Genomic DNA, 23,369 nt, shown 5'->3' with positions numbered 1-23,369 from the left:
GCGTTTCTGCCGCTGCGATCAGGGTGGCAAGATCAAATCTCGGGAAACAGGCAGAGCTGCGTAAAAATCCTTGTGAAAATTCAGGACTCTGCCGATAGTTGTCCCAATCAATTTTGAAATGAGGATGAACAGGCGTGACATATTCCAGACCGTCTTTTGCATCCTTGGTTGTCCTGTCTGCCGCCATAGCAGGTCTTGGCTTTGTGCCGGTTGCCGAAGCCAGCAACAATTTCTTGGACCCTCAGGGACCCGTCGCCGCCCTTCAGAAAAGCCACCTTTTACGGGCAACTGTTCTGATATTGGTCGCAGTTGTTCCGGTTCTGATCCTGGTGCCTTTGATTGCCATACGGTATCGAAGGCGAAAGGAGGGGCAGGCAGATTATCGACCGGAATGGGATTTTTCTGCCCGGTTGGAATTCCTCATGTGGGGTATCCCGGTTGTTATCGTGGCCATCCTCTCGTTTTATCTGTGGAAAGCCACCCATCGGCTGGACCCCTACGCGACTTCGTTCGGGGAAGACCCGGCGCTGAATGTGCAGGTTGTTGGTCTCGACTGGAAATGGCTGTTCATCTACCCCGATCTTGGTATCGCCAGCGTGGGTGAGATGGGCCTCCCCGTTAACCAACAGGTCGCTGTCACACTGACAACGGATACGGTGATGCAGTCCTTTATGATCCCGGCGCTGGCCGGACAGATCTATGCCATGCCGGGGATGACGACCAAACTGCACCTTGTCGCCGATTGGCCCGAAACGATGCAGGGCGAGAACACGCAATATAACGGGCGTGGCTTTACCAAGCAGAAATTCAAAGCGATTGCCATGGAGCCCCAGGACTTCAACGACTGGGCCGAAAAGGTCCGGACAAACGGGATTCCGTTGAGCGCTGAAACATACCGAACCCTCGCCATGCGAACCGATCGGGATGAGGTGCAGGCCATGTTGGGCAATGATCAGATGCCGACTGATGCGCTGTATTTCACACTAGCCGATGGTGATCTGTTTCAGTCGATCCTGCACCGCTATGACGGGGCCACACCCTTGCCTGCCGATCAGCAACCGGGCACTGCCGAATATGGTCAGGAGAAAACACAATGACCGATGTCGAGACTGGTTTTTTCGGCCGTCTAAACTGGGATGCTTTTCCGATCACCGGGTTGATCCAGTCGCCCAACGCAAATGAGATCGTGGCAAATGCCGCGGCTGGGATCGTGATTGTGGGCGTCATTGCCGTTGTGGGTTTGCTGACATGGTTCCGTCTGTGGGGGCCGCTGTGGCATGACTGGCTGACCAGCGCCGACCACAAGAAGATCGGCATCATGTATATCGTCTTTGCCATCGTGATGTTGGCGCGGGGGGTTCTGGAAGGTGTCGTCATGCGCGCCCAACAAGCCGCTGGCCCGGGCGAAGGCTTTCTGGAAGCCGAGCATTTCGCCGAGCTTTTCAGTACCCATGGCACGATCATGATCTTCTTCGTGGCTGTTCCGTTTGTGTTCGGTGCCGCCAATTTCCTGATCCCGCTGATGATCGGCGCCCGCGACGTGGCATTCCCGGTGATGAACCAGATCAGCCTAGGCCTGACCGTGTCCTCGGGCATGATGCTGATGGTTTCCCTGGTGGTCGGAGAGTTCTCGACCGGGGGCTGGACGGCCTACCCACCCTTTACCGGTGCGGCCTTCAATCCCGGCGTTGGGCCGGATTATTGGATTTGGGCCATCGTCGTGTCGGGGATCGGAACGACGCTGACCGGAATCAACTTTGCCGTTACGATCTACAAGATGCGCGCGCCGGGGATGCAGTTCATGCGGTTGCCGATGTATTGCTGGACGATCATCTGCAGCTCGATCCTGATTGTCTTTGCCATGCCGCCGTTGGGTGTTGCGGCGCTGATGCTGGCCGCAGACCGGTACTTGGATTTCCACTTTTTCACAAATGACCTTGGCGGCAACATGATGAACTATGCCAACCTGTTCTGGCTGTTCGGACATCCCGAGGTCTATCTGTTGGTCCTGCCCGCCTATGGTATCTATTCCGAGGTTTTTGCGACCTTCTCGGCCAAGCGCCTGTACGGATACAACTCCTTGGTGATTGCAACGATGTCGATTGCGGTGCTGTCCTTCACGGTCTGGCTGCACCACTTTTTCACCATGGGCCAAAGCGCGCTGATCAATGCGGTGTTTGGGATTGCCACCATGCTGATCGCCATACCGACTGGCGTGAAAGTCTATGATTGGATGGCCACGCTGTTTCGCGGGCGTATCCGGTTCTCGGTCCCGATGCTCTATGGGTTGTCTTTCCTGATGCTGTTCGTGATCGGAGGGTTGTCGGGCGTCATCCTGGCCAATCCGACCATCGACTATCAGGTGCATAACACCCTGTTCCTGGTCGCGCATTTTCACAATGTGCTGCTGCCTGGCGTCCTGTTTGGCCTGCTTGCGGGATACAACTATTGGTTCCCCAAAGCCTTTGGCTTCCGCCTGAGCGAAGGCTGGGGACGGATATCTGTCGCGTTGTGGACCGTTGGGTTCATGCTGACCTTCCTGCCGCTTTATTTTGTCGGCCTGATGGGGATGCCGCGTCGATCTTACAGTTGGGAAGATCCCAGCTTTCACCCCTATATGATCGTCGCCGTGCTTGGGTCTTTGGTCATTCTCGCAGCGCTTCTGTCGATCATTGTCCAGCTTTGGGTCAGCATTCGAGACCGGGAAAAAACCCGCGTGCCGGTTGGCGACCCTTGGGATGGGCGCACGCTGGAATGGTCGATTCCAGCACCGCCGCCTCCGTATAACTTTGCAATCATTCCGCATGTGACCGACCGGGATGATTTTGCCGCCGCAAAAGAGCGCGGCAAAGCCTATCCGTCCCTTGATGCCTATGAAGATATCCTCATGCCACGCAATACGGCGATCGGGTTCGGTCTGTGCGTGCTCAGCGGTATCTGGATGTTTGCGCTGGTCTGGTGGATCTGGTGGCTTGCTATTGCGACGACAGCCGCGATGTTGGCGGCCTTCATCGCCTGGACGTTCAGAACCGACACCGAAGAGGTTATACCGGCCGAGCAGGTCCGCAAAGAGCATGAAGCCTGGCTTGATTTCGTGCGCGCATCGGTTCCGGTCAATCGCGATCATGAATACGCGCCCGAGAACCGCGGCCTGGCTCGTCCCGATCTGGAGGCCACTACATGAAACGCGCGCCGACACACAGCTATCCGGGCCTAAACTTGGGCCGACGGCATCCGGGTGCCGACAAGGCCAGCGAAGTGGTCACCTTTGGGTTCTGGGTCTTTCTGATGAGCGATCTGGTCTATTTCGGCCTGATGTTCGCGATCTATATCACCATGATCGACGCGCAGGCGGGTGGGCCCGGTCCGCATGAGCTGTTCGACCTGACCAGCATTTTTGCCCAAACCCTGATCCTGTTGACCAGCAGCCTTACAGTGGGCCTTGCGATGCTGGCGTTGAAATACAACCTGCCACGGCCCCGTATCGTGCTTTGGTTCGCGGTAACTCTGGTTCTGGGCCTCAGCTTTCTGGTACTTGAGATACGTGACTTTCTGGCTATGGCGGAAAAGGGTGGCATTCCACAGCGCAGCGGGTTTCTGTCAGCGTTTTACGGGCTAGTGCCGCTGCACGGGCTGCATGTTGCTGCGGGGTGCCTGTGGTTGATCGTTCTGGGTATTCAGCTGCGTGTGTTTGGTCTAACCGACGTTCTGATGTCACGGGTGGTTCGTCTGGCCCTGTTCTGGCATTTTCTCGACCTCATCTGGATCGGCATAATCACGATCGTCTATTTCGGAGGGCTGACCTATGGATAGGCGCAGCGAAATGCACCGACGTGAACGCCGCCGATATGTGATTGGCTATGGCGGATCGCTGCTGCTGACACTGGCGGTCTTTACCATTGCATATACGTTCGGGATCGAGACCAAGGGCGTTTATTTGTCGATCGGTTTGTTGGGGCTGGCGCAGTTGATTGTTCAACTGGTGTATTTCCTGCATATCGACCGTCGACGCAGCAGCCGCGAGGACCTGGATCTAGTCCTGTTTTCCACGATGGTTCTATTGATCATTATTGTTGGGACGGTCTGGATAATGGGGAATCTTGCGGTGCGGATGCATACCTATCCGATGTAGGTCCGGCCGCACCGGATCAGCGCATCGCCATCAGCCCAAGCCACAGTGCGCCCCAACACAGCAAGAGGCTCAGCACGATATTGCCCGCCGCCGTAGCGATTGTGCGTTCGCGCCGCAGTTCCAGTGACTGGTAGGCAAAGCTGGAGAAAGTGGTGAAGCCGCCACAAAAGCCGAACACCAGGCGCTGTTCCTCCTGGCTGACGCCCGCCGGTCCGCCCAGATACCCGACCCAAAGCCCAAGCAACAGACTGCCAAAGACGTTCACGATCAGCGTTGCCACGGGCAGGTCATGGCGAATTCGAATGGCGATCCAGTGCCGCAGAACCGCGCCCAGACCGCCGCCCAAACCAAACATTGCATGCAGGTAGAGATCGCTCACTCTCACGACCTCCGCGGGGAAAAGCGACGCCCGGCGGTTTCACCCAAAATCGCCGCAAAAAGACCCGCCACAATTTCCAAAACCGCTGCGGTTAGGGCAAGCCCGAAACTGACCTCTGCCAGACGTTCCAATTCCGCGACAAATGAGGAAAACGTAGATAACCCGCCACAAAACCCAACCGCGCCCAGATGCAGGACGTGGGCATGCACCCGGTGCCGGATGGCGTATAACCAGCCAAGCACAAAGCATGCAGCTATATTTATGCCAAAGGTCTCGGTTAGGATCGGCAGACCCGAGATCCCGAGCGACAACGCTTCTCTGACCAGTGACCCAGTCGCGCCACCCGTGAAAACGGCGCAGAACATGAGAGCCGTGGCCCATGCTGTTTGCGATTTTTTCACAGCTGCTGATCCCACCCGCGTTAGCCTGTTATCGGGGATACCGATTGGTGCGACCGGGATCAACCGCACTTGGCGGATCACAAGTTCAACCATTTGCGTGATTTCGGGCGCAAAGGCTTGCGTGCAATCGCGAATTTGTACCACGGTGACTCAGCTAACAGCCACAGTGGGAGAGCACGAATGATTATACGCAGACTCTATTACGTGTTGAGCCTCGTGTGCCTGCCACTGACAATCGTGGCCGGGTTTTTCTGGCCCCCGGCCCATTGGCTGCTGCTTTTCCTGATCCCATACGCGGTGGTCGGGCTATATGATATCCTGACCACAAGGCATAACGTGCTGAACAACTATCCGGTTCTGGGGCATTTCCGGTACATGCTGGAATTTGTCAGCCCAGAGATACGGCAATATTTTGTTGAAACCAACGAAAACGGCCGTCCCTATAATCGGATCATTCGCAGCCTGGTTTATTCCCGTGCCAAAGGGCAGGTTGATACCCAGGCATTTGGTACCCAATACGACATCCAAACCGTTGGATACCACAGGGCCAATCACTCGCTTGCGCCCAAACATGTGCCCGAAAGCGAAGAACGGGTGATGCTGGGCGGGCCGCAATGTTCCCAACCCTATAGTGCCTCGCGCCTGAACGTTTCAGCGATGAGCTTTGGTGCCCTCAGCGCCAATGCAATCCGAGCATTGAATGGTGGGGCAAAGGATGGAGGTTTTGCGCATAATACGGGTGAGGGTGGTCTGTCGCCGCACCATCTGGCCGAAGGTGGCGATATCATCTGGCAGATTGGCACTGGGTATTTCGGATGCCGCGCACCGGATGGCGGGTTCGACAAAGACAAATTCACCGAAAGAGCCAGGAACGAGGTCGTCAAGGCGATTGAAATCAAGCTGTCGCAAGGGGCCAAGCCCTCGCATGGGGGGGTGTTGCCTGCGGCGAAGGTGGATGAAGAGATTGCGCAGATACGCGGAGTTCCCCTGCATCAGGACGTGATCTCTCCGCCAATTCATTCCGCATTTGACGGACCTACCGGATTGATGAATTTCGTTCAGAATCTGCGCGAGATGTCCGGTGGCAAACCTATTGGGTTTAAGTTGTGCATTGGTCGTCCGTCCGAGTTTTTAGCGATATGCAAAGCCATGCTGGAAACAGGCATCCTGCCTGATTTCATCACCATTGATGGTGCCGAAGGCGGCACGGGCGCGGCCCCAGTAGAATTCACCAACCGGTTGGGCATGCCTTTGAACGAGGCGTTGATTTTCGTGAATAACTGTCTACGCGGTGTGGGTTTGCGCGATAAGATCCGCATTATTTGCTCGGGCAAAGTCGCCACAGGCTATGACATCATCGAGAAATGCGCGCTTGGGGCCGATATGTGTAATGCGGCAAGGGCAATGATGTTTGCAGTGGGATGCATTCAGGCGCTTCACTGCAACACAAACCGATGCCCGTCCGGCGTGGCCACACAGGATCCGGTCCGAGGCCGCGCTGTGAATGTTCCGCAAAAAAGACAACGGGTACATCGCTATCACGACGCGACATTAGAGAGCTTTCGTGAGCTGCTGGGCGCCATGGGCAAGGAAAAGGTCTCCGAACTTCACCCTTCGGACATCCTTCGGCGTACTGCAGATGAAAGAGATCGCTCTTATGCTGAACTCTATTTGCATCTTGAAGAAGGCGCTTTGCTGAAGGCTCCGCTTCCGGATGAATATGCAGAGGACTGGAATCGCGCATCGGCGGATCATTTCTGATTTTTTTGTGTGCATTGCCAAGGATTGATGTTTTTGGTTCGTCTTACCCATTGTGATGCGCATGAAAACATCGGATGAGAATCTGGCAAAGGCCGCTGCTGCAGGGGACGCTGATGCGTTTGCCACGCTATTGGCACGCCACTACGACAGGGTCTTTCGGTTGGCTTTTCGACTGACAGGACGCGCGGATCAGGCCGAAGATCTGACGCAGGATATATGCGCCACCTTGCCGTCAAAGATCGTAGGTTTTCGTGCCAAAGCCCGGTTTACGACATGGTTGTACCGTGTTGTTGTCAATGCAGCCGAGGATGCACGCCGTCGCGCGACCCGTCACACAAAGGCGGCCCACGGCTGGGGGGATGTAGAGCAGATGCGCCGGGCCGAGGTGCAGGAAACGGCCGAGGCTGTCGATTGGTTGCAACGGGCCATGCGGTCCCTGCCACAGGACTTGCAAGACACTCTGGCCCTGACCCTCGAGGATGAGATGACTCATGCAGAAGCTGCAGAGGTGCTGGGTGTTTCCGAAGGGACAGTGTCCTGGAGGATGTCAGATATCCGCAAACGGCTGCGCGCCTTGCGGCAAGAGGAACTGGCACAATGACCGATGAACTGGACAAGCTGAAGATGCTGATGGACGCCGCCACGCCGACCCCGGATGCGTCGCGACGGATTGAAAATCTGAGCCAGGCGCAAAAAAAATTCGATAATATCCAAGGATCGACCTCTGCGCGACGTCCCACTGTCAAGCGCGGCCTCATAGCCCGCCTGACAGAAGGAGCGAAAGCCATGTTGAATGCCCTCTCTTATCGCGGTGTCCTGACCGCTACCACCGCAGTTGCTGCTGTGGCTCTGATTGTGATCTTGCCGCAGACGCGCGACGAGGTTGTTGCGCCACTGCCCTGGTCCGAGGACCGCGCCGACGCACGGCAGGAGTCTGACCTATTGGTGGCGGATATGCCCGAGGCCAATCTCGAAGAACCAGTTGTTGAGGCGCCTGTTGTGATTGAAGAAACAATCGAACCTTCCACCAAGAGGCAGGGGGCCGTTGCGCAGCTGGGGGCTGCGGACCTTTTACAGCGCGCGCCGGCATCGGCGGTCGGGAAATTTGACCTTCAACATGAGACTGTTCCCTCGCCGGAACAGAATACCGAAACTTTCGCCAACGCGGACAGCAACTCGCTGAAGATCACGACGGACGAACCGGTTTCGACTTTTTCGATTGATGTAGATACCGCCTCTTACGCCATTGTTCGGTCGTCTTTGATGAATGGCCATCTGCCGCCCAAGGATGCGGTGCGGGTTGAAGAGATGGTGAACTATTTCCCCTATTCCTACCCGGCGCCTGATGGGGCGGAACCGTTCCGTTCTACGATCACCGTGACACCGACGCCTTGGAATGAGGGGACGCAGCTTGTTCATGTCGGCATCCAAGGGGTCATGCCCCAGATCGAAGACCGTCCTCCATTGAACCTGGTTTTCCTGATCGACACATCGGGCTCAATGCAGGATGCTAACAAATTGCCGCTGCTGAAACAGTCTTTCAGGTTGATGCTGTCTGAACTCAGTCCGGAAGATCAGGTTTCGATCGTCACTTATGCGGGAAGTGCCGGGCAGGTTTTGCCACCGACCGCGGCAGCCGAAAAGACGACCATTCTCTCAGCCCTCGACAGGCTCGAAGCCGGTGGCTCGACAGCGGGGCAGGCCGGGTTGCAGCAAGCCTATCAAGTGGCAGAAGGTATGGCTGCGGACGGTGAGGTGACCCGCGTAATTCTGGCCACCGATGGCGATTTCAATGTGGGTCTGTCAGACCCTGATGCCCTGAAGGATTTTATCGCCCGCAAGCGCGACAGTGGTACATTCCTAAGCGTTCTGGGTTTTGGCCGAGGCAATCTGGACGATACCACCATGCAGGCTCTGGCCCAGAACGGAAACGGGCAGGCGGCATATATCGATACGCTGGTTGAGGCGCAAAAGGTATTGGTCGATCAACTTACCGGGGCGCTTTTCCCCATCGCCAACGACGTCAAAATCCAGGTCGAATTCAACCCGTCACAGATCGCTGAATACCGACTGATCGGTTATGAAACCCGATCCCTGCAGCGCGAGGACTTTTCAAATGACAAAGTGGATGCTGGTGATATTGGAGCAGGTCACACCGTAACGGCAATCTACGAGGTCACGCCAGTTGGTTCCGATGCGATCAGAAACGGCCCGTTGCGGTATGCTGAACAATCCATATCGGATGATTCAGCGGAAATTGGTTTCTTCAAAATGCGTTACAAGCTTCCTGGTGAAGATCAAAGCAATCTGATGGAGCAGCCTATCTTACCCGGACAAGGGACAGTCACGGATGACATCCGCTTTTCCTATGCGATTGCAGGATTTGGTCAGTTGCTCCGGGGCGGAGAATATCTTGGCGGCTGGTCCTATGCGGATGCCATTGATCTGGCCACGCTGTCCCGAGGTGAGGATTCTTTCGGATATCGGGCTGAAGCTGTCACCTTGATGCGTCTGGCCCAGACGCTGGCTGAGTAAGGTCCGGGCTTGGGAGAAACTAGAATGACCTAGGGTTGTTGGCTGTATGGGCACTAATTCTACGAATGCTCCATTCGACAGCATCCCGCATGGTTTTACCCAGAGCAACGTCAAAGGCAGTAACCAGATCTTCGGTCTGGTTGCTTTTGGCAATTATGTTCTCTTGGAACGAATTCGAAGCGATGATTTTGTCGTCGAACTCGTCCACGATCTTGATATTCATGCGAACTTCGACGCGTACGGTCGAGCTTTCACCATCCTGGTTAACGACAATGCCCTGAAACTCGCGTAGATCGGGAACAATCACATAATCCGGACGAAGCCCCACGGTCGAACGACCCACGGCGGATACCCGTCCACTGTTTTCATAGCTTTCGACCAAAAGCGCCTGGACGATCAGCGGCGCACGATCCACCCATCTGGCACGCGGCAGATATTGAACCTGCAAAGGTGTCGGCTGAACTGCAATTTGATCGGTATTTACCGCGGCAGTCGCGGTTGGCTCTTGGACCACGATCTGTTTCTGGATGCGTGGCAGCGAAGAAGAAAACGTGCTTTTGGGTGTCAGCAGATAGAGATCATTGGGTTCTGAGGCCTGCCGCAGCGTTTCCAGTCCAGTACACGCCCCCAAAGACGCCAAAACTGCGGTCATAATCAAATGCCTGATCATTGACGATACTCCGATGCTTGGGTCCCAAGAAGGAAACGGGCGGGGTCGCGTTCAACTTTGTCCACCAGACGATCGAGGCTGATCACCAGTCGTTGGGATTCTTCTATGAAACGCGTGAATTGTGGCAGGCCAACCCGCATGAAATCGGACAGTTGACGGCGATTGTCCTGAACGATGCCGTCGATCGTTCCCAAAAGTTCCGAGGCCGATTTGGACGCGCTGAGGATGTCGGCTGAAATATCATCAAGCCTGTCTGTCACTTTCGTCACCGTGGACGCCACTTGGTTGGCGGCATTGCGGACATCATCCATGACGACGCCGATATCTTTGTTGATCACCTCATTGGCCGAGTCAAATGCGCGTTCAGCTGAGGTCAAAGTGCCCTTTGCTGTTTCCATCGCACCAGTGACGGAGCCGAGCGTTTTGTTTGCGTTCACGAAAGTCTCGGAAACCGTGGCCAGCGCGACGCGCCCATCTTCGGTCAGGACCGTAAGGCGGTCTGCCAGGGTCGAGGCCCGTTCGATGAAGGGCTGCAGATCCTGCTGCATGATGCGATCTGCTGCGTCAAAAGTATCTTTTGCGCTGTCTAGGGCCGATACAGCCGTGTCGGATGCGGTTTTCAGGCTATTTAATGTATTTGTTCCGGCTTCCAGTGTTGTTTCTGCGGTGTCTGCCAATTTTTCGAGGCGTTTTGAGAAGGCTGAAATTTCTTTAGCTGCGCCACCCAAATCTGAGGACAAGTTTTCGAAATCTGCAAGGGTTTTGTCCAGCCTTCCGGTGGCCGAAGATACGTTCTCCAGAATCTGAGATACCTGCTGGCGGTTCTTGTCATCCACCACCTTGTCGATATCCTCGATCAGCGTAATCGCCTTTTCCAACAGTTTAGGGGCACCTTCGAACAAGGACTGGATGGTGCTGCGTTTGCTTTTGATCAGGCTGTCCTGTTCTAAACGCTTGGCCGAGGCCGAGCCTCCGGTCAGTTCCACATAGCTGACCCCAGTGACCCCAAGCGATTGTAACTGGGCGACGGTATCCTCTGTCACCGGGATACTTGCGTCTACTTCAATGCGGACGCGCACTTTGGATGGGTGCTCGTCATCCAAGTTAAGGGAGATTACCTGCCCGACTGGCAGTCCGTTGTAACTGACGCCACCTGCCGCAGACAGGCCCGAAACATTGTCGAACAGTACATTGTAATAGGCGTATTGCCGGGAAACCTCGAATTTGGCCAGCCATAGAAAAAAGCCAAACGCACCCAGTATTCCAGCCAGGGTGAATGCACCGATCAGGATATAATTTGCTCGGGTTTCCATGGGTGTTACCTGTCCTGACCCTTTTTTTGTGCTGCGCGCGCCCGGGGGCCGGTGAAATATTCTTGTACCCAAGGATGATCGACTTTGGTCATCTCTTCAATCGGACCATCAACCAGAACACGTTTTTCTGCAAGAACTGCGATCCTGTTGCAAATCGCATAAAGGCTATCCAGATCGTGCGTGACCATAAACACAGTCAGACCCAGCGCTTGCTGAAGTTCGCCAATCAGGTCGTCATAAGCAGCGGCGCCGATGGGATCCAAACCGGCCGTTGGTTCATCAAGAAATACGATCTCAGGGTCCAGCGCCAGCGCGCGCGCCAAAGCGGCACGTTTGCGCATCCCGCCCGACAGTTCAGACGGGAATTTGCCACAGCTCAGCTGCGGCAGTCCGACCAAGCTGATTTTCAGACCGCCAAGCGCCGACATAAGGCTTTCACTTATTCCTGTATGCTCGCGCAGGGGGGCTACGACATTCTGCAACACGGTGAGCGACGAGAAAAGCGCGCCGTCCTGAAAGGCGACGCCCCAGCGGCGTTCGATGCGCCGCCTCTCTTGTTCGGGGCCGTTCAGGACGTCGACGCCCAGAACTTCGATGCTTCCCGCGGCCGGTTTGTTCAGGCCGACGATGGTGCGGAGCAAGACGGATTTGCCCGTGCCCGAGCCGCCGACAATGCCCAGTACTTCGCCCCGCCAGACATCCAGATTCAGATCCTGGTGCACGATCTGCGGTCCGAACCGGTTGGTCAGATTGCGGACCCGTATCACCGCCTCGCGCTGGGTGTCGCCAATCGGCATCTGTTCGCGGGTTACACCGTCCATTTCAGACCCCCAGTACCGAGAAAAAGATCGAGAACATGGCATCCAGCGCGATCACCAAGAAGATCGCCTGGACCACGGACGCGGTGGTTCTTTGCCCAACACTTTGTGCCGATCCTTTAACCTGTAAGGCCTGCCAACAGGCGATGATACCGATGACCAGCGCAAAGAAAGGTGCCTTGATCATACCGATGGCAAATTGCCAGATGCCGGTGTTTTCCTTGAGGCGGGTCACGAACATTCCGGGGCTGACTCCAAGGTCGATCCAGCTCATAAGTCCGCCGCCAATCAAGGCGGCGATATCGGCGATGAACCCTAGGATTGGCAGCATGATCAGCAACGCCACAACGCGTGGAATGACCAGAACCTCGATCGGATCCAGGCCCAGCGTCCGCATGGCATCTATTTCTTCTTGCACCTTCATCGAGCCGATGGAAGCTGTAAAGGCAGATCCCGAGCGACCCGCAACAATGATTGCCGTCAACAAAATGCCCAGCTCACGGAGCACAGAGATCGAGATCAATTCGACCACGAATATCTCGGCCCCGAACTGCTTGAGCTGCGTGGCCCCCTGAAATGCTAGTACAACGCCGATCAGAAAACCCATAAGGGCAACGATCGGAATCGCTTTCAAACCGGTTTCTTCCATCTGCGATACCAGCGCAGCCCGCCGCAGACGCCGCGGCATCAAGATTGTGCGGACCAGCCGATGTAGCGTCAGGCCCAGAAACTCAAGCAACGACAAGCTGTCTTTCCAGCCACCAACTGTACGCTCGCCGACACGTGCCACCCAATCCAGAAAATCTGGCTTTCCGGGATCAGGGGCGGATTCGTCCGGCATGTTGCGGGAAACCGTTTCGATCAGCGCGGAATGCGCGGCGGTTGCACCGTGCAGCTCGACCTGCCCGCCGCTGGACTTCACCTTGCGGACAAGGCTGGCAATCAGCCAAGCCCCGCCAGTGTCGAGTGCCTTAACGCCTGTCAAATCAACTATGACCGTTCCGCCGTTGGGATGGAAATTCGCGAATTCACGCTCAACCATATCCAGAGATTGGGTGTGAAGATCACCCGATATCTGCAGGTGAACCTGATCCGTATCCAGGTCAGTTGTGAATGTAGGCGGGGTCATGGGGGTATCTGATGTGAATCTGCATGGTGCTGCAACGGGTTTTTGTCACGCTTCAAGTATTTAGCCATCAGGCGATGCAAGATGGCATTCATCGCAAGAATGATGGTTTGAGCTTGCAAAAGGCTTGTTTCGGCAACCAGTAGTGTTATTCTTTGCGCAGGTTTTTTGTTTGGTTATTATGGTTGTGTTCAATGTCTGATCATCACGCGAAGGTAGAAGTCGAAATCGGGTCCGAACGGGGCTTTGGTTACGTCTTCACCGCTGTCTTCTTAATTATCGCTCTTTGGCCCTTGTGGGGCGGAGGGTCGGTGCGCCTGATCCCAATGGTTATCGCTGGGGTTATTCTGGCTTTGACAGTTTTTGCACCCGCCACTCTGAAGGTGCCGAACCGGCTTTGGTTCAAACTCGGCATGCTTTTGGGTGCGATTGTGGCCCCAATCGTCATGTTTTTGGTGTTTGTCACTACGTTTGTCCCGTTTGGGCTGGTTACGCGCCTGTTGGGAAAAGACCTGCTGTCACAGAAACTGGACAGTTCATCAGATAGCTACTGGATTGTTCGTGAAGAGCAGCCCGGCAGCATGAAACAGCAATTTTAACAAGGGAGTACCAGGCGTGACATTCGTATCCGAGCTCTGGTCATTTATGAAAGTCAGAAAGAAATTCTGGCTGTTGCCCATTCTGATCGTTTTGGGTGTGTTTGGTGGATTGATCGTGTTGAGCCAAGGCTCGGCGATTGCACCTTTCGTCTACACGTTGTTCTGATCACATGGCATACATTTTAGGTATTTCGGCGCTGTATCACGACAGCGCAGCGGCGTTGCTTTGCGACGGCAAGATCGTTGCGGCCGCGCAGGAAGAGCGTTTTACACGGCGCAAACACGACCCCGGATTTCCAGTAGAAGCCATCAATTACGTGCTGGCCGAATCGGGGGTTGCGCTTGAAGACGTCGACAATGTGGTTTTCTACGACAAACCGTTTCTAAAATTCGAACGGTTGATCGAGACTTACATTGCAGTGGCGCCACGCGGGTTCAATTCCTTCCGCATGGCAATGCCGGTCTGGCTGCGAGAGAAGCTGTTTCTCAAGGATCTGCTTGCAAAGCAGCTTCGCAAAATCGACCCGGAATTCGATCTCGAAAAACTGCTGTTCGCCGAGCACCACATCAGTCACGCGGCCAGTGCGTTCTATCCTTCACCCTTCGAAGACGCGGTCGTACTGACCGTCGATGGTGTCGGAGAATGGGCAACCACCACCGTGGGTATTGGTCGCGGCAATGAGCTGACCATGGTGAAAGAGCTGCATTTTCCGCATTCGCTGGGTCTGCTGTATTCTGCATTCACCTATTACACCGGGTTCAAGGTGAATTCTGGTGAATACAAGGTCATGGGCTTGGCGCCCTATGGCGACCCCAAATACAAGGATCTGATCCTTGAGCATCTTGTCGACCTGAAAGAGGACGGTTCGTTCCGCCTGAACCAGAAGTATTTTAATTATACCGCTGGTCTGACCATGACGAGCAAAGCGATGGAAGAGCTGTTCGACCAACCGGTTCGAAAAGCCGAAACCGACCAGCTGACGCAGTTCCATATGGATATTGCCGCCTCGGTTCAGGCCGTGACCGAAGAGATCATGCTGCGGATCACTCGGGACCTGGCGAAAGAGCATGGTATACGCAACCTCTGTATGGCCGGAGGCGTTGCTCTGAACTGTGTCGCGAATGGCAAAATCCTTCGCGATGGCGCCTTCGATAATGTTTGGGTGCAGCCCGCAGCGGGTGATGCAGGCGGGGCGCTGGGTGCTGCCTATGCGGCCTGGCATCAAGAGCTAGCGCAGCCGCGGCAGGTGACCTCGGGTGATCAGATGCTGGGGGCCTATCTTGGTCCGCGCTATGAAGATGACGACATAGCGCAAGAACTGGCGGCGGCCGGTGCGAAATTTTCCACCTATGAAAATAGTGAGTTGATTGACCAGACGGCGCAGGCGCTGGCTGACGGTAAGGCCGTTGGTTGGTTCCAGGGGCGGATGGAATTCGGGCCGCGTGCGTTGGGTGCCCGCTCCATTCTGGGCGATCCACGGTCAGCTTCGATGCAGAAAACGCTGAACCTGAAGGTCAAGTATCGCGAAAGCTTCCGCCCATTTGCCCCATCTGTTCTGCGCGAAGACGTAGCCGATTGGTTCGAACTGGATGGCGATAGCCCTTACATGTTGATTGTGGCGGATGTGCAGGAAAAAATCCGGCGCAAGATGACCGAGGAAGAAGACGCTCTGTTCGGGATTGAAAAGCTGAACGTCAAGCGATCTGACATCCCTGCTGTTACCCATGTTGATTATTCTGCCCGCATCCAGACAGTCCACCAAGAGACCAACCCAGCCTATCACGCGCTGATTTCAAAGTTCAAAGAACTGACCGGATGCTCTTTGGTGGTGAACACTTCATTCAATGTGCGCGGCGAACCGATTGTGTGCACGCCCACAGATGCGTTCCGCTGTTTCATGGGAACGGATATCGAGGTCCTGTCCATCGGGAACTGCCTGTTGCGTAAGGAAGATCAGGATCCCGCGCTTAGGGAGAATTACGAGACAAAATACGAGCTGGACTAATCTGTTGCGCAAGCGGCGGAACCGCGACACAGTCTGCCCCTGAGACCTATTTGGTGGAATCGGGGGCAGGGAATGCGGCAGCGCGGAAATGTCTTGTTTGTCGTGATTGACCAGCTTCGGGCAGATTGTCTGACCGGCGCGCTGGCCGAGCATGTCAATTTGCCTAATTTGCGCGCTTTTATGGACGAGGCCATCACGTTTCAGCGCCATTTCTCGGTTACTAACCCTTGTGGCCCGTCGCGTGCGTCCATCCTGACCGGGCAATATGCGATGAATCATAGATCGGTTCGCAATGGAACGCCTTTGCGGCACGACACGCCAAACATCGCAACCGAGATGCGTAAGGCGGGATATCTGCCCTTGCTCTACGGGTATACCGACACCTCGGCTGACCCACGGGTTTACGATGCCAATGACCCGATCCTGAAATCTTACGAACGTCCTATGGAGGGGTTTGAAGAGGTCGTGGAAATGCGGCTTGAAGAATCTTATCCTTGGCGCGCTGACCTGCTGAAAAAAGGTTACAGGTTCGACACATACTGGGATCTGCACAAACCTGTTTCAACCTCAGGTGAGCCATCCAAATTGAACGACCCGGCGGTGTACCGCGCCGAAGACAGCGACACCGCCTTTTTGACCAACGCTTTTCTGGACAGTATCGCGGCCTTCGGCGACCAAAGCTGGTTTGCGCATCTGACCTATATCCGGCCTCATCCTCCTTTGGTCGCACCCGCTCCCTATAACGATATGTACGATCCCGTCGCGTTGCCGCGGCCGGTTGGTCATGTCAGCCCAGAAGATGAACTGGCAATACACCCGTTTTTTCGACCAACGATGGCTCGGTATTCGGCTTCGGATTTCGTTTTGGGTTTTGATGAGGTGCAACCCTCCACGGCCAATATTCAGGCGCTGCGCTCTGTTTATCTGGGCCTTGCAACAGAGGTCGATTATCATATCGGCCGCGTTGTCCAGTTTCTCAAGGACAGCAATCAATATGATGAGACATTGATCGTAATCACAGCTGACCACGGTGAAATGCTGGGTGATCGACATAGCTGGGGTAAGATGACCGTCTATGACGCAGCTTATCACACGCCTTTACTGGTCCGGATGCCAGGCAATCAGGCGCAGGCCGGAGCCGTGGTGACGGCACCGACCGAGTCGATTGACATCACGCCAACCATTTTGGATTGGGTGGGCCAGAGTATCCCGAATTCTATTGATGGGCGGTCTTTGATGCCGTTTCTGCAGGGGCAGGGACCCAAGGATTGGCGAAGCTTTTCTTTCAGCGAGCTTGACTTTGCCGAGCCGGAAAATCCAACCCTTTGGCAACAGGAATTGGGAACGGGCAGTAGCGATTCATGCCTGTCCATCTTGCGTGACGAACGGTTTACGCTGGTCGAGTTTGCGGCAAACCTGCCACCGCTTTTGTTTGACCACCTGCGTCGCGGCGAAATGGAAAACGTGGCGAGCAACCCGGAATACGCAACAGACCTGGCCAGGTTGGGGCGCGAGATGCTGCGGCACCGTATGCGAAATATGGACCATACGCTTTCCCTGCATTCCATCACCAAAGAGGGCCCAAAATCCAAGCTCAGGCATTAGTCGGGAATGTTGCCCTGTCTCTGCTACACCTGCGATCAATCTGATGTTACGCATAGCTTCAGAGAGGGGGCAGATTGAACATCACAGATAACCAGATAAAGGCAATGACGACAGCTGGGCTGAATCTGATCGGTCAGGCGTTGTCGATCTACGACAGTCAGTTGCGGCTGGTGCTTTGCAACCGGCCTTTTCAGGTGATGTTCGACCTTCCGGATGATCTGGTCCGGCCGGGTGCGTTGTTCCGTGACACAATACATTTTCTGGCGAGCATCGGCGAGTATGGCCATGATGAGGATGTCGAGGACATCGTCGCACATAGGGTCAGTCAAGCCCTCACATTTGAACCGCACTATATTGAGCGCGTCAGGGCGAATGGGCAGGTGATCTCGGTCGAGGGTGCACCGCTGCCCAACGGCGGATGGGTAACGGTCTATACCGACATCACGGATACCAAACAGGCCGAAGCGCTATTGCGGGCGCGTTCCGAAGAATTGTCGGACGAATTGTTGACCCGGGCCGAGGAATTGGCAGCGACCAACAGAAAGCTAGCGTCGACCATTTCGGCTTTGGAAGAGGCAAAACGTCAGTTAACCGAAATCGAAGCCCGTACCCGGATGACAACCGAAATGATGCCAGCGCATATTGCGCATCTGGATGCCGATGGGCGGTACGATTATTCCAATCGCAAGCTCAGTTCGGTTTTGCCCGGCCGTCCCTCTGAAATTCTTGGGATGCATATTTCTGACGCTTTGGGACCGGCCGCATTTGCGCGGATCGAACAGAACCTGAACCGTGCCTACGACGGGGAAGCCACGGTATTTGAATTCACAGAGGGTCAGGATTCACGTCGAATCCGTGTTTCGTTCACGCCCGACAGCGAAGGCGGTGTCTATGTGATGTCAGTCGACATCACTGAAGAAACGCAAGCCCGTGTGGCCCTGCAACAAACACGCCGCCGGGAAATGGCGGCGCAAATGACAAGCGGTCTTGCGCATGATTTCTCAAACTTGCTGACAATTATACTGGGGATGCAGGCCAAGCTTGATAAAATGGACCTGCCGGAAGGCGCACAAAAGCTGGTGGCCGCCACGCGCCAGACTGCTAAACGCGGCGGGCAGTTGCTGAACCGCATAGCAGGCATGACCGGTAGCCGAACGCCGCAACCCAAAGCCACGGATATGCGTGCTCTGCTCGAGGATTTGCGTATTCTCGCCACGCCGTCACTGCCGCGTGGCATGGGGCTTTCGGTCGTGAATACATTGCCGGATGTGGCACTTATGTTGGATCAGGGGATGATGCAGGACGCCATCCTGAATCTGGTGCTGAATGCGCGAGATGCGTGCGGAGAAACAGGTCAGATCACGATCAGCGCGCATACGATTGGTGGAACCTGGATCGAGATTTCCGTCTCGGACACAGGGCCGGGCTTTTCGGAAGAAGCGCTTGGAAAAGCACTCAATCCTTTCTTCACCACAAAGGGTGATAAGGGATCGGGTTTGGGTTTGCCCATGGTTTACGATACGGTCAAATTGACCGGCGGAAATCTGAGCCTGCGCAATACACCAAGCGGCGCCATGGTGGTTCTTCGGTTACCATACCGCGCCGCGCCGCCTGCGCTGGAAGGGCTGGTTCTGTTGGTTGAAGACAGCAGCCAACTTCGTCGGAATTTCCGTGATATGCTTGTGGAGATGGGGTTCACCGTGATTGAGGCGACCTCAACCGATGAGGCGCTTTCATTGGTGAACCAGATCGAAGACATTGCATTGATATTGTCCGACATTCGGCTGGAAGGACCAGAGACGGGGCTTGACCTTTTGCAGAAAGTGAACCCTGACTTGCCGTGTATTCTAATGACATCGCTGCCTTATTCCGACCCGCTGCATCGTCAGGCACTGGCTTTGGCACCAGTTCTGCGCAAACCGTTCACACAAGCGCAGCTTACTGCCTTAATCCGAAATGAGGCCGCATGATGAACCAACCGCTGGTAACCATCTTAGATGATGAGCCTGAGATACGTCGTATCCTGACCGACACACTGGAAGAGGCGGGGTTCCGCACTCAAAGTTTTTCCCGTGCTCGTGAATTTGAAGCATCGTTGAAAAGAGTGGTGCCCGATGTGTGTCTGGTCGACCTGTCTTTGCCGGACACAGACGGCTTGGCACTTGTTCATCGCCTGGCTTTGGAACAAGGTGCCGCAGTCATCATTATTTCGGGGCGGGCACAGGTACAGGATCGTGTCACCGGATTGGAGCTTGGTGCGGATGACTACATCACCAAACCCTTTGATCCAGCCGAAGTGGTCGCTCGTATCCGGGCGCGGCTTCGATCATCGCGGGCACCAGCTCCTCAGTCAGAGATCGCAGAATTCAACGGCTGGACCGCGTATTTCGACCGCTACGTTCTTGAAGACGGTTCCGGATCAGAAACGCCGTTCAGCCACGCCGAGGCCGAGGTGTTACGTCTGTTTCTAGATAGTCCTAAACGGTTGATCAGCCGGTCGCAGATGCAAGAAGCGCTCGGGGGAGGCGCGGGCGACAGCTTTGACCGGGCCATGGACGTGCGAATATCCCGATTGCGAACAAAACTGGGCGAGGACCCTAAGAACCCGCGATTGATTAAAACCATCTATGGGGCAGGGTACATCTTTTTGGGCGACGTCGCCTGGCGATGATGATGACGAAGCTGGGTGCATCTGGCGTTCGGTGTGAAACGGGCTCATAAGCTGTCGGAACGTAGGGGCGTTAAAGTAGATATTGCGGTCGCCACCCCGTTATTGTCGGTCGCGTATTGATAATCTGTCGGCAGGCACTGGATTCTCGGCACAGTCAGGCATAACTAACACAACCGCGCGGTTCTTTGGCTAAGGCTAACTTGGGTTGAAACGTGATCAGATATCGAATTCGAAAAGGTTTTGGAGCGTAAAATGATCAAAGAGACCTTAGCGAACTGGCGATCCAGCCATCTCGGTCGACTTTTGAGTGAAAGTCTTCGGAAGCAGGGTTGGTTGTACGGTGTTGCCATGGTGGCGATGATTGTCGTCGCAGCAACAACTGCGGGAACCGCATGGATGATGGAGAACATCGTCAATGCGATGACCACGCCTGAGATGAAGTCGCAAGTCTACCTGATTGCCGCAGCGGTCGTCGGCTTGTTTTTGAGTAAGGCTGTCGCCTCTTATATCCAGTCAATCTTTCTGGCGCGTGCGGGCAATCGGATTATCGCTGTGCAACAGGAAAGGTTGTATAATAAGCTGCTGAAACGCGGTGTTGGTTTCTTTGCTGAAACTGAATCATCCAACCTGCTTATGCGTGTGACCCATGGGGCTCAGGCCGCGCGGCGGCTCATCGACGTCATGGTTACCAGTTTCGTGCGCGATGCCCTGACTCTGGTCGGGCTGGTTTTCGTGATGATTTACCAAGAGCCTGTGCTGTCTATTCTGTTCTTCTTTGTGGGTCCCGTTGCACTTTTGAGTGTGCGTTACATTCTCAAAGGTGTGCGGTCGATCATGCAGTCAGAAATGAAGGCGCTGTCTGAAATCATCAAGGTTCTGCAGGAAACATCTGCGGGCATTCGGGTCATCAAGGTCTTTGCTTTGGAAGACAACATGACTGACCGTATGAATGGGGCGATCAGGTCGGTTGAAAAACGGGCGAACTCAATTTCCAGATTGCAGTCGATTGCCAGCCCGTTGATGGAGCTTCTGGCCGGTGTCGCGATTGCGGGTGTTCTGATCATCAGTACCCTTGATATTACCGGCGGCGAACCGACTTCGGCAGGTCAGCTGATGTCATTCATCACAGCCCTTTTGATGGCTTATGAACCCGCCAAACGCCTGTCAAAAATGCGGGTCGTGATTGAAACGGCCCTGGTACCAGTGGGGATGATGTTCGAGCTGCTCGATCAGGAAGACCCGATGGTCGAAAGCGTGAACCCTGAAAAGCTGAAATCCGGCCCGGGTGAAATCCGTCTAAACAACGTGACGTTCGGCTATCAGGGTGAGCAAAAAGTAATCCGAGATATGAACCTGACCTTCGAGGCAGGCAAGACGACAGCTCTGGTGGGTCAGTCCGGTGGTGGCAAGTCCACGATTTTTGGGTTGATCATGCGGTTTTATGATCCCGATCAGGGCAAGGTCGAAATCGATGGCCAAAACCTTGTCGATGTAAGTTTTGCCTCTTTGCGCCGGAAGATCTCCTATGTGGGCCAAGACACGTTCCTGTTCTCGACAACCGTGATGGAGAACCTTCGTTTTGCGCGACCTGGTGCCACCGATGAAGAGGTGATTGAGGCCGCAAAGGCTGCCCATGCTGATGTGTTCATCTCACAACTGCCAAATGGGTACGATACGCAGGTAGGCGAAAACGGCGCGTTTCTTTCTGGAGGTCAAAAACAGCGTCTGGCGATCGCGCGGGCAATTCTGCGCAATGCCGAGATTTTGCTTTTGGATGAAGCCACCAGTGCTTTGGATGCGGAATCTGAGGCGCTTGTTAAGGCTGCGCTGGACAAGTTGACCGAGAATGTAACAACCATTGTTATCGCACACCGGCTTTCGACTGTGCTTCAGGCAGATACCATTATGGTTGTTCAAGACGGTGAAGTTATCGAACAAGGCAACCTTGATGCGCTAATCGAACATAACGGGACGTTCCGCCAACTGTTTGACCAGCAATTCAAGCTTCCGGGATCCTAAGCTCAGTCAGAATGGGCGGGGCCCCACATAGATTCTGAACGGCATCGAGAAGTAATGGGCGTTGGCCCGGTCAATTACTACTCACGAAGGGCCTGATCTTTGACTTTGACAATCGGCTGCAGAAGGTAGTCCAAAACGGTTTTCTTGCCCGCAAGAATATCCACTTCGGCAATCATGCCGGGAATAATTTCAACCGCTACTCCGTTCCCATCCAACATCGAGTGGTTGGTCCGGATTTCCACGACAAAAACTTCTTCATCGTCCCGCTCAGATCGCGTCACGGTATCAGCCCCGATACGGATAATTTGCCCGTCCAAGGCCCCGTATCGAGCAAAATCATAGGCAGTAATCTTGATCCGAACCAACTGTTCAGGGTGCAGAAATGCGATGTCTTCGGGGCGGACATAGGCTTCGACCAACAAAGACTCATCCAGCGGTACAATTTCGATCAGTTCCTCACCGCTCCGTGCCATACCGCCTATGGTCGTGCGGTGAATGCGATTTACGATGCCGCGTACCGGCGACCTGATCTGCGCCTGTTCCGCTCTGTTTCGTAAGGCTGGCAGCGATGGTTCCAGAGTAGCCAGTTCCGCAGTTGCCAATGCAAGTTCGGTCAAAGCCGCGCTTCGAAACCTGCTTTGTGTCGCCCGAACCCGATCATCAATTTCCTCCAATCCTGTCTTCAGACGGTTGGTAGCGGCTTCAGCCCTGGTCCGGCGGCCTTGCCACTCAGCCTCGCTGCGTCGCAATGACAATAGTGTCGTGGCGGGTTCCATCTGCTGTTCTACTAGGGGGGTAATGATTGCCCGTTCCTCGGCCAGAACTTTCAAAGTCTCGGACGCGGTCACCGTATCGACAAGCCCTTCTTCGTATTCTCTTAACCGTTGTTCCCGTTGGCTCATCAGAATTGAGATTTCTGCCTGCAACTCTGATCGCCGGCCTTGAAACAGAGCTGTCTCAGACTGAACAACAGTCGGCGCACCTTGGACCAGGATCGTATCAAATGTCAGCTCGGTCCCGTCTATCTCAGCTTGCAGGCGCTGAGATCGGGCTCTCAAGCCATATGCACGCTGTTCCTCTTGGCTGAGCTTGCTGTCGATTTGGGTGGTATCGAACTCCATCAGCAACTTCCCCTTTTCAACAACCTCGCCTTCTCGGACATTCAATGACTGCAGAATGCCGGACTCCGTAGCTTCAATCATCTGAACATCCGCCGACGGCACGATGCGGCCTTCTACACGGGTGACATCATCAAGTTCAGTGAAATGGGCCCAAAACGCTGCAGCCGCCAAGAAAGTCAGGATTACCAAGAGAAGCAATGAACTCCTGACCGG

21 protein-coding genes are annotated in these 23,369 nt (G+C 54.9%); 14 read left to right on the top strand and 7 right to left on the bottom strand.

From position 1 onward, the window contains the following. The first annotated feature begins 134 nt into the window (after nucleotides 1–134). From AC2FIM_RS08645 to AC2FIM_RS08630, 4 genes are read left to right on the top strand one after another with little or no spacing between them, the layout of a single operon-like run. Nucleotides 135–1,097 (top strand): cytochrome ubiquinol oxidase subunit II family protein, encoded by a 963-nt coding sequence (locus AC2FIM_RS08645; protein ID WP_496676884.1) that lies wholly within the window; start codon nucleotides 135–137, stop codon nucleotides 1,095–1,097. Then, nucleotides 1,094–3,184 carry a cbb3-type cytochrome c oxidase subunit I gene (locus tag AC2FIM_RS08640; RefSeq protein WP_271949013.1) on the top strand — a complete coding sequence of 697 codons (2,091 nt, stop codon included), beginning with the start codon at nucleotides 1,094–1,096 and terminating at the stop codon, nucleotides 3,182–3,184. The genes AC2FIM_RS08645 and AC2FIM_RS08640 overlap by 4 nt, the downstream gene beginning before the upstream one ends. Further along, on the top strand, nucleotides 3,181–3,813 hold the full coding sequence (locus tag AC2FIM_RS08635; protein ID WP_142639822.1) for a cytochrome c oxidase subunit 3: 633 nt from the start codon (nucleotides 3,181–3,183) through the stop codon (nucleotides 3,811–3,813). The genes AC2FIM_RS08640 and AC2FIM_RS08635 overlap by 4 nt, the downstream gene beginning before the upstream one ends. A gap of 10 nt (nucleotides 3,814–3,823) precedes the next feature. After that, a complete protein-coding gene (locus tag AC2FIM_RS08630; protein ID WP_496676890.1) occupies nucleotides 3,824–4,132 on the top strand; it encodes a cytochrome o ubiquinol oxidase subunit IV in 309 nt (102 codons plus the stop codon). Nucleotides 4,133–4,148: 16 nt separating this feature from the next. On the opposite strand, the gene AC2FIM_RS08625 is transcribed toward AC2FIM_RS08630, so the two are convergent. Together AC2FIM_RS08625 and AC2FIM_RS08620 are read right to left on the bottom strand one after the other, a co-directional pair. Continuing rightward, nucleotides 4,149–4,511: a fluoride efflux transporter FluC gene (locus AC2FIM_RS08625; protein ID WP_142639818.1), complete on the bottom strand. Its 363-nt coding sequence runs from the start codon at nucleotides 4,509–4,511 to the stop codon at nucleotides 4,149–4,151. Between the two features lie 2 nt (nucleotides 4,512–4,513). Further along, nucleotides 4,514–5,005, bottom strand: coding sequence for a fluoride efflux transporter FluC (locus AC2FIM_RS08620; RefSeq protein ID WP_246097338.1), 492 nt, complete (start codon nucleotides 5,003–5,005; stop codon nucleotides 4,514–4,516). Nucleotides 5,006–5,092: 87 nt separating this feature from the next. Here AC2FIM_RS08620 and AC2FIM_RS08615 point away from each other — a divergent pair, with 87 nt between their 5' ends. The 3 genes from AC2FIM_RS08615 to AC2FIM_RS08605 all read left to right on the top strand — a co-directional run bounded on the left by AC2FIM_RS08615 (nucleotide 5,093) and on the right by AC2FIM_RS08605 (nucleotide 9,208). Beyond that, the gene (locus AC2FIM_RS08615) at nucleotides 5,093–6,673 is read left to right on the top strand and encodes an FMN-binding glutamate synthase family protein (RefSeq protein ID WP_496676893.1); all 1,581 of its coding nucleotides are present in this window, start codon (nucleotides 5,093–5,095) and stop codon (nucleotides 6,671–6,673) included. 61 nt (nucleotides 6,674–6,734) lie between these two features. Further along, nucleotides 6,735–7,274, top strand: a complete 540-nt coding sequence (locus tag AC2FIM_RS08610) for an RNA polymerase sigma factor (RefSeq protein WP_496677288.1) — start codon at nucleotides 6,735–6,737, stop codon at nucleotides 7,272–7,274. Next, entirely contained in the window at nucleotides 7,271–9,208 is a 1,938-nt protein-coding gene (locus tag AC2FIM_RS08605) for a vWA domain-containing protein (protein ID WP_496676896.1), read from the top strand. The genes AC2FIM_RS08610 and AC2FIM_RS08605 overlap by 4 nt, the downstream gene beginning before the upstream one ends. Nucleotides 9,209–9,227: 19 nt before the next feature. On the opposite strand, the gene AC2FIM_RS08600 is transcribed toward AC2FIM_RS08605, so the two are convergent. From AC2FIM_RS08600 to AC2FIM_RS08585, 4 genes are read right to left on the bottom strand one after another with little or no spacing between them, the layout of a single operon-like run. After that, nucleotides 9,228–9,860, bottom strand: coding sequence for an ABC-type transport auxiliary lipoprotein family protein (locus tag AC2FIM_RS08600; RefSeq protein WP_496691553.1), 633 nt, complete (start codon nucleotides 9,858–9,860; stop codon nucleotides 9,228–9,230). 14 nt (nucleotides 9,861–9,874) lie between these two features. Continuing rightward, a complete protein-coding gene (locus tag AC2FIM_RS08595) occupies nucleotides 9,875–11,191 on the bottom strand; it encodes an MlaD family protein (RefSeq protein WP_496676904.1) in 1,317 nt (438 codons plus the stop codon). A 5-nt stretch (nucleotides 11,192–11,196) separates the two neighbouring features. Beyond that, a complete protein-coding gene (locus AC2FIM_RS08590) occupies nucleotides 11,197–12,012 on the bottom strand; it encodes an ABC transporter ATP-binding protein (protein WP_271949003.1) in 816 nt (271 codons plus the stop codon). 1 nt (nucleotide 12,013) lies between these two features. Beyond that, nucleotides 12,014–13,138, bottom strand: a complete 1,125-nt coding sequence (locus AC2FIM_RS08585; RefSeq protein ID WP_496691555.1) for an MlaE family lipid ABC transporter permease subunit — start codon at nucleotides 13,136–13,138, stop codon at nucleotides 12,014–12,016. Nucleotides 13,139–13,329: 191 nt separating this feature from the next. Here AC2FIM_RS08585 and AC2FIM_RS08580 point away from each other — a divergent pair, with 191 nt between their 5' ends. The 7 genes from AC2FIM_RS08580 to AC2FIM_RS08550 all read left to right on the top strand — a co-directional run bounded on the left by AC2FIM_RS08580 (nucleotide 13,330) and on the right by AC2FIM_RS08550 (nucleotide 22,035). Then, the gene (locus tag AC2FIM_RS08580; protein ID WP_281972881.1) at nucleotides 13,330–13,734 is read left to right on the top strand and encodes an SxtJ family membrane protein; all 405 of its coding nucleotides are present in this window, start codon (nucleotides 13,330–13,332) and stop codon (nucleotides 13,732–13,734) included. A gap of 16 nt (nucleotides 13,735–13,750) precedes the next feature. Beyond that, a complete protein-coding gene (locus AC2FIM_RS08575; RefSeq protein ID WP_142636421.1) occupies nucleotides 13,751–13,900 on the top strand; it encodes a DUF5989 family protein in 150 nt (49 codons plus the stop codon). Between the two features lie 4 nt (nucleotides 13,901–13,904). Beyond that, nucleotides 13,905–15,740: a carbamoyltransferase family protein gene (locus AC2FIM_RS08570; protein ID WP_271948996.1), complete on the top strand. Its 1,836-nt coding sequence runs from the start codon at nucleotides 13,905–13,907 to the stop codon at nucleotides 15,738–15,740. Between the two features lie 72 nt (nucleotides 15,741–15,812). Continuing rightward, the gene (locus AC2FIM_RS08565; RefSeq protein ID WP_496676912.1) at nucleotides 15,813–17,345 is read left to right on the top strand and encodes a sulfatase-like hydrolase/transferase; all 1,533 of its coding nucleotides are present in this window, start codon (nucleotides 15,813–15,815) and stop codon (nucleotides 17,343–17,345) included. A gap of 104 nt (nucleotides 17,346–17,449) precedes the next feature. Beyond that, nucleotides 17,450–19,315, top strand: coding sequence for a PAS-domain containing protein (locus AC2FIM_RS08560; RefSeq protein WP_271948990.1), 1,866 nt, complete (start codon nucleotides 17,450–17,452; stop codon nucleotides 19,313–19,315). Continuing rightward, nucleotides 19,315–20,016 carry a response regulator transcription factor gene (locus AC2FIM_RS08555; protein ID WP_142636417.1) on the top strand — a complete coding sequence of 234 codons (702 nt, stop codon included), beginning with the start codon at nucleotides 19,315–19,317 and terminating at the stop codon, nucleotides 20,014–20,016. Before AC2FIM_RS08560 ends, AC2FIM_RS08555 begins: the two co-directional genes overlap by 1 nt. Nucleotides 20,017–20,268: 252 nt before the next feature. Next, a complete protein-coding gene (locus AC2FIM_RS08550) occupies nucleotides 20,269–22,035 on the top strand; it encodes an ABC transporter ATP-binding protein (protein ID WP_281995122.1) in 1,767 nt (588 codons plus the stop codon). A 77-nt stretch (nucleotides 22,036–22,112) separates the two neighbouring features. Here AC2FIM_RS08550 and AC2FIM_RS08545 read toward each other — a convergent pair whose 3' ends face one another. Then, nucleotides 22,113–23,354, bottom strand: a complete 1,242-nt coding sequence (locus AC2FIM_RS08545) for an HlyD family type I secretion periplasmic adaptor subunit (protein ID WP_496676917.1) — start codon at nucleotides 23,352–23,354, stop codon at nucleotides 22,113–22,115. Nucleotides 23,355–23,369 lie beyond the last annotated feature (15 nt).

Source organism: Ruegeria sp. CDSC052, from assembly GCF_059610685.1.
Note: the sequence above shows the minus strand (reverse complement) of the source record. Positions and strands in the feature narration are given on the sequence as shown.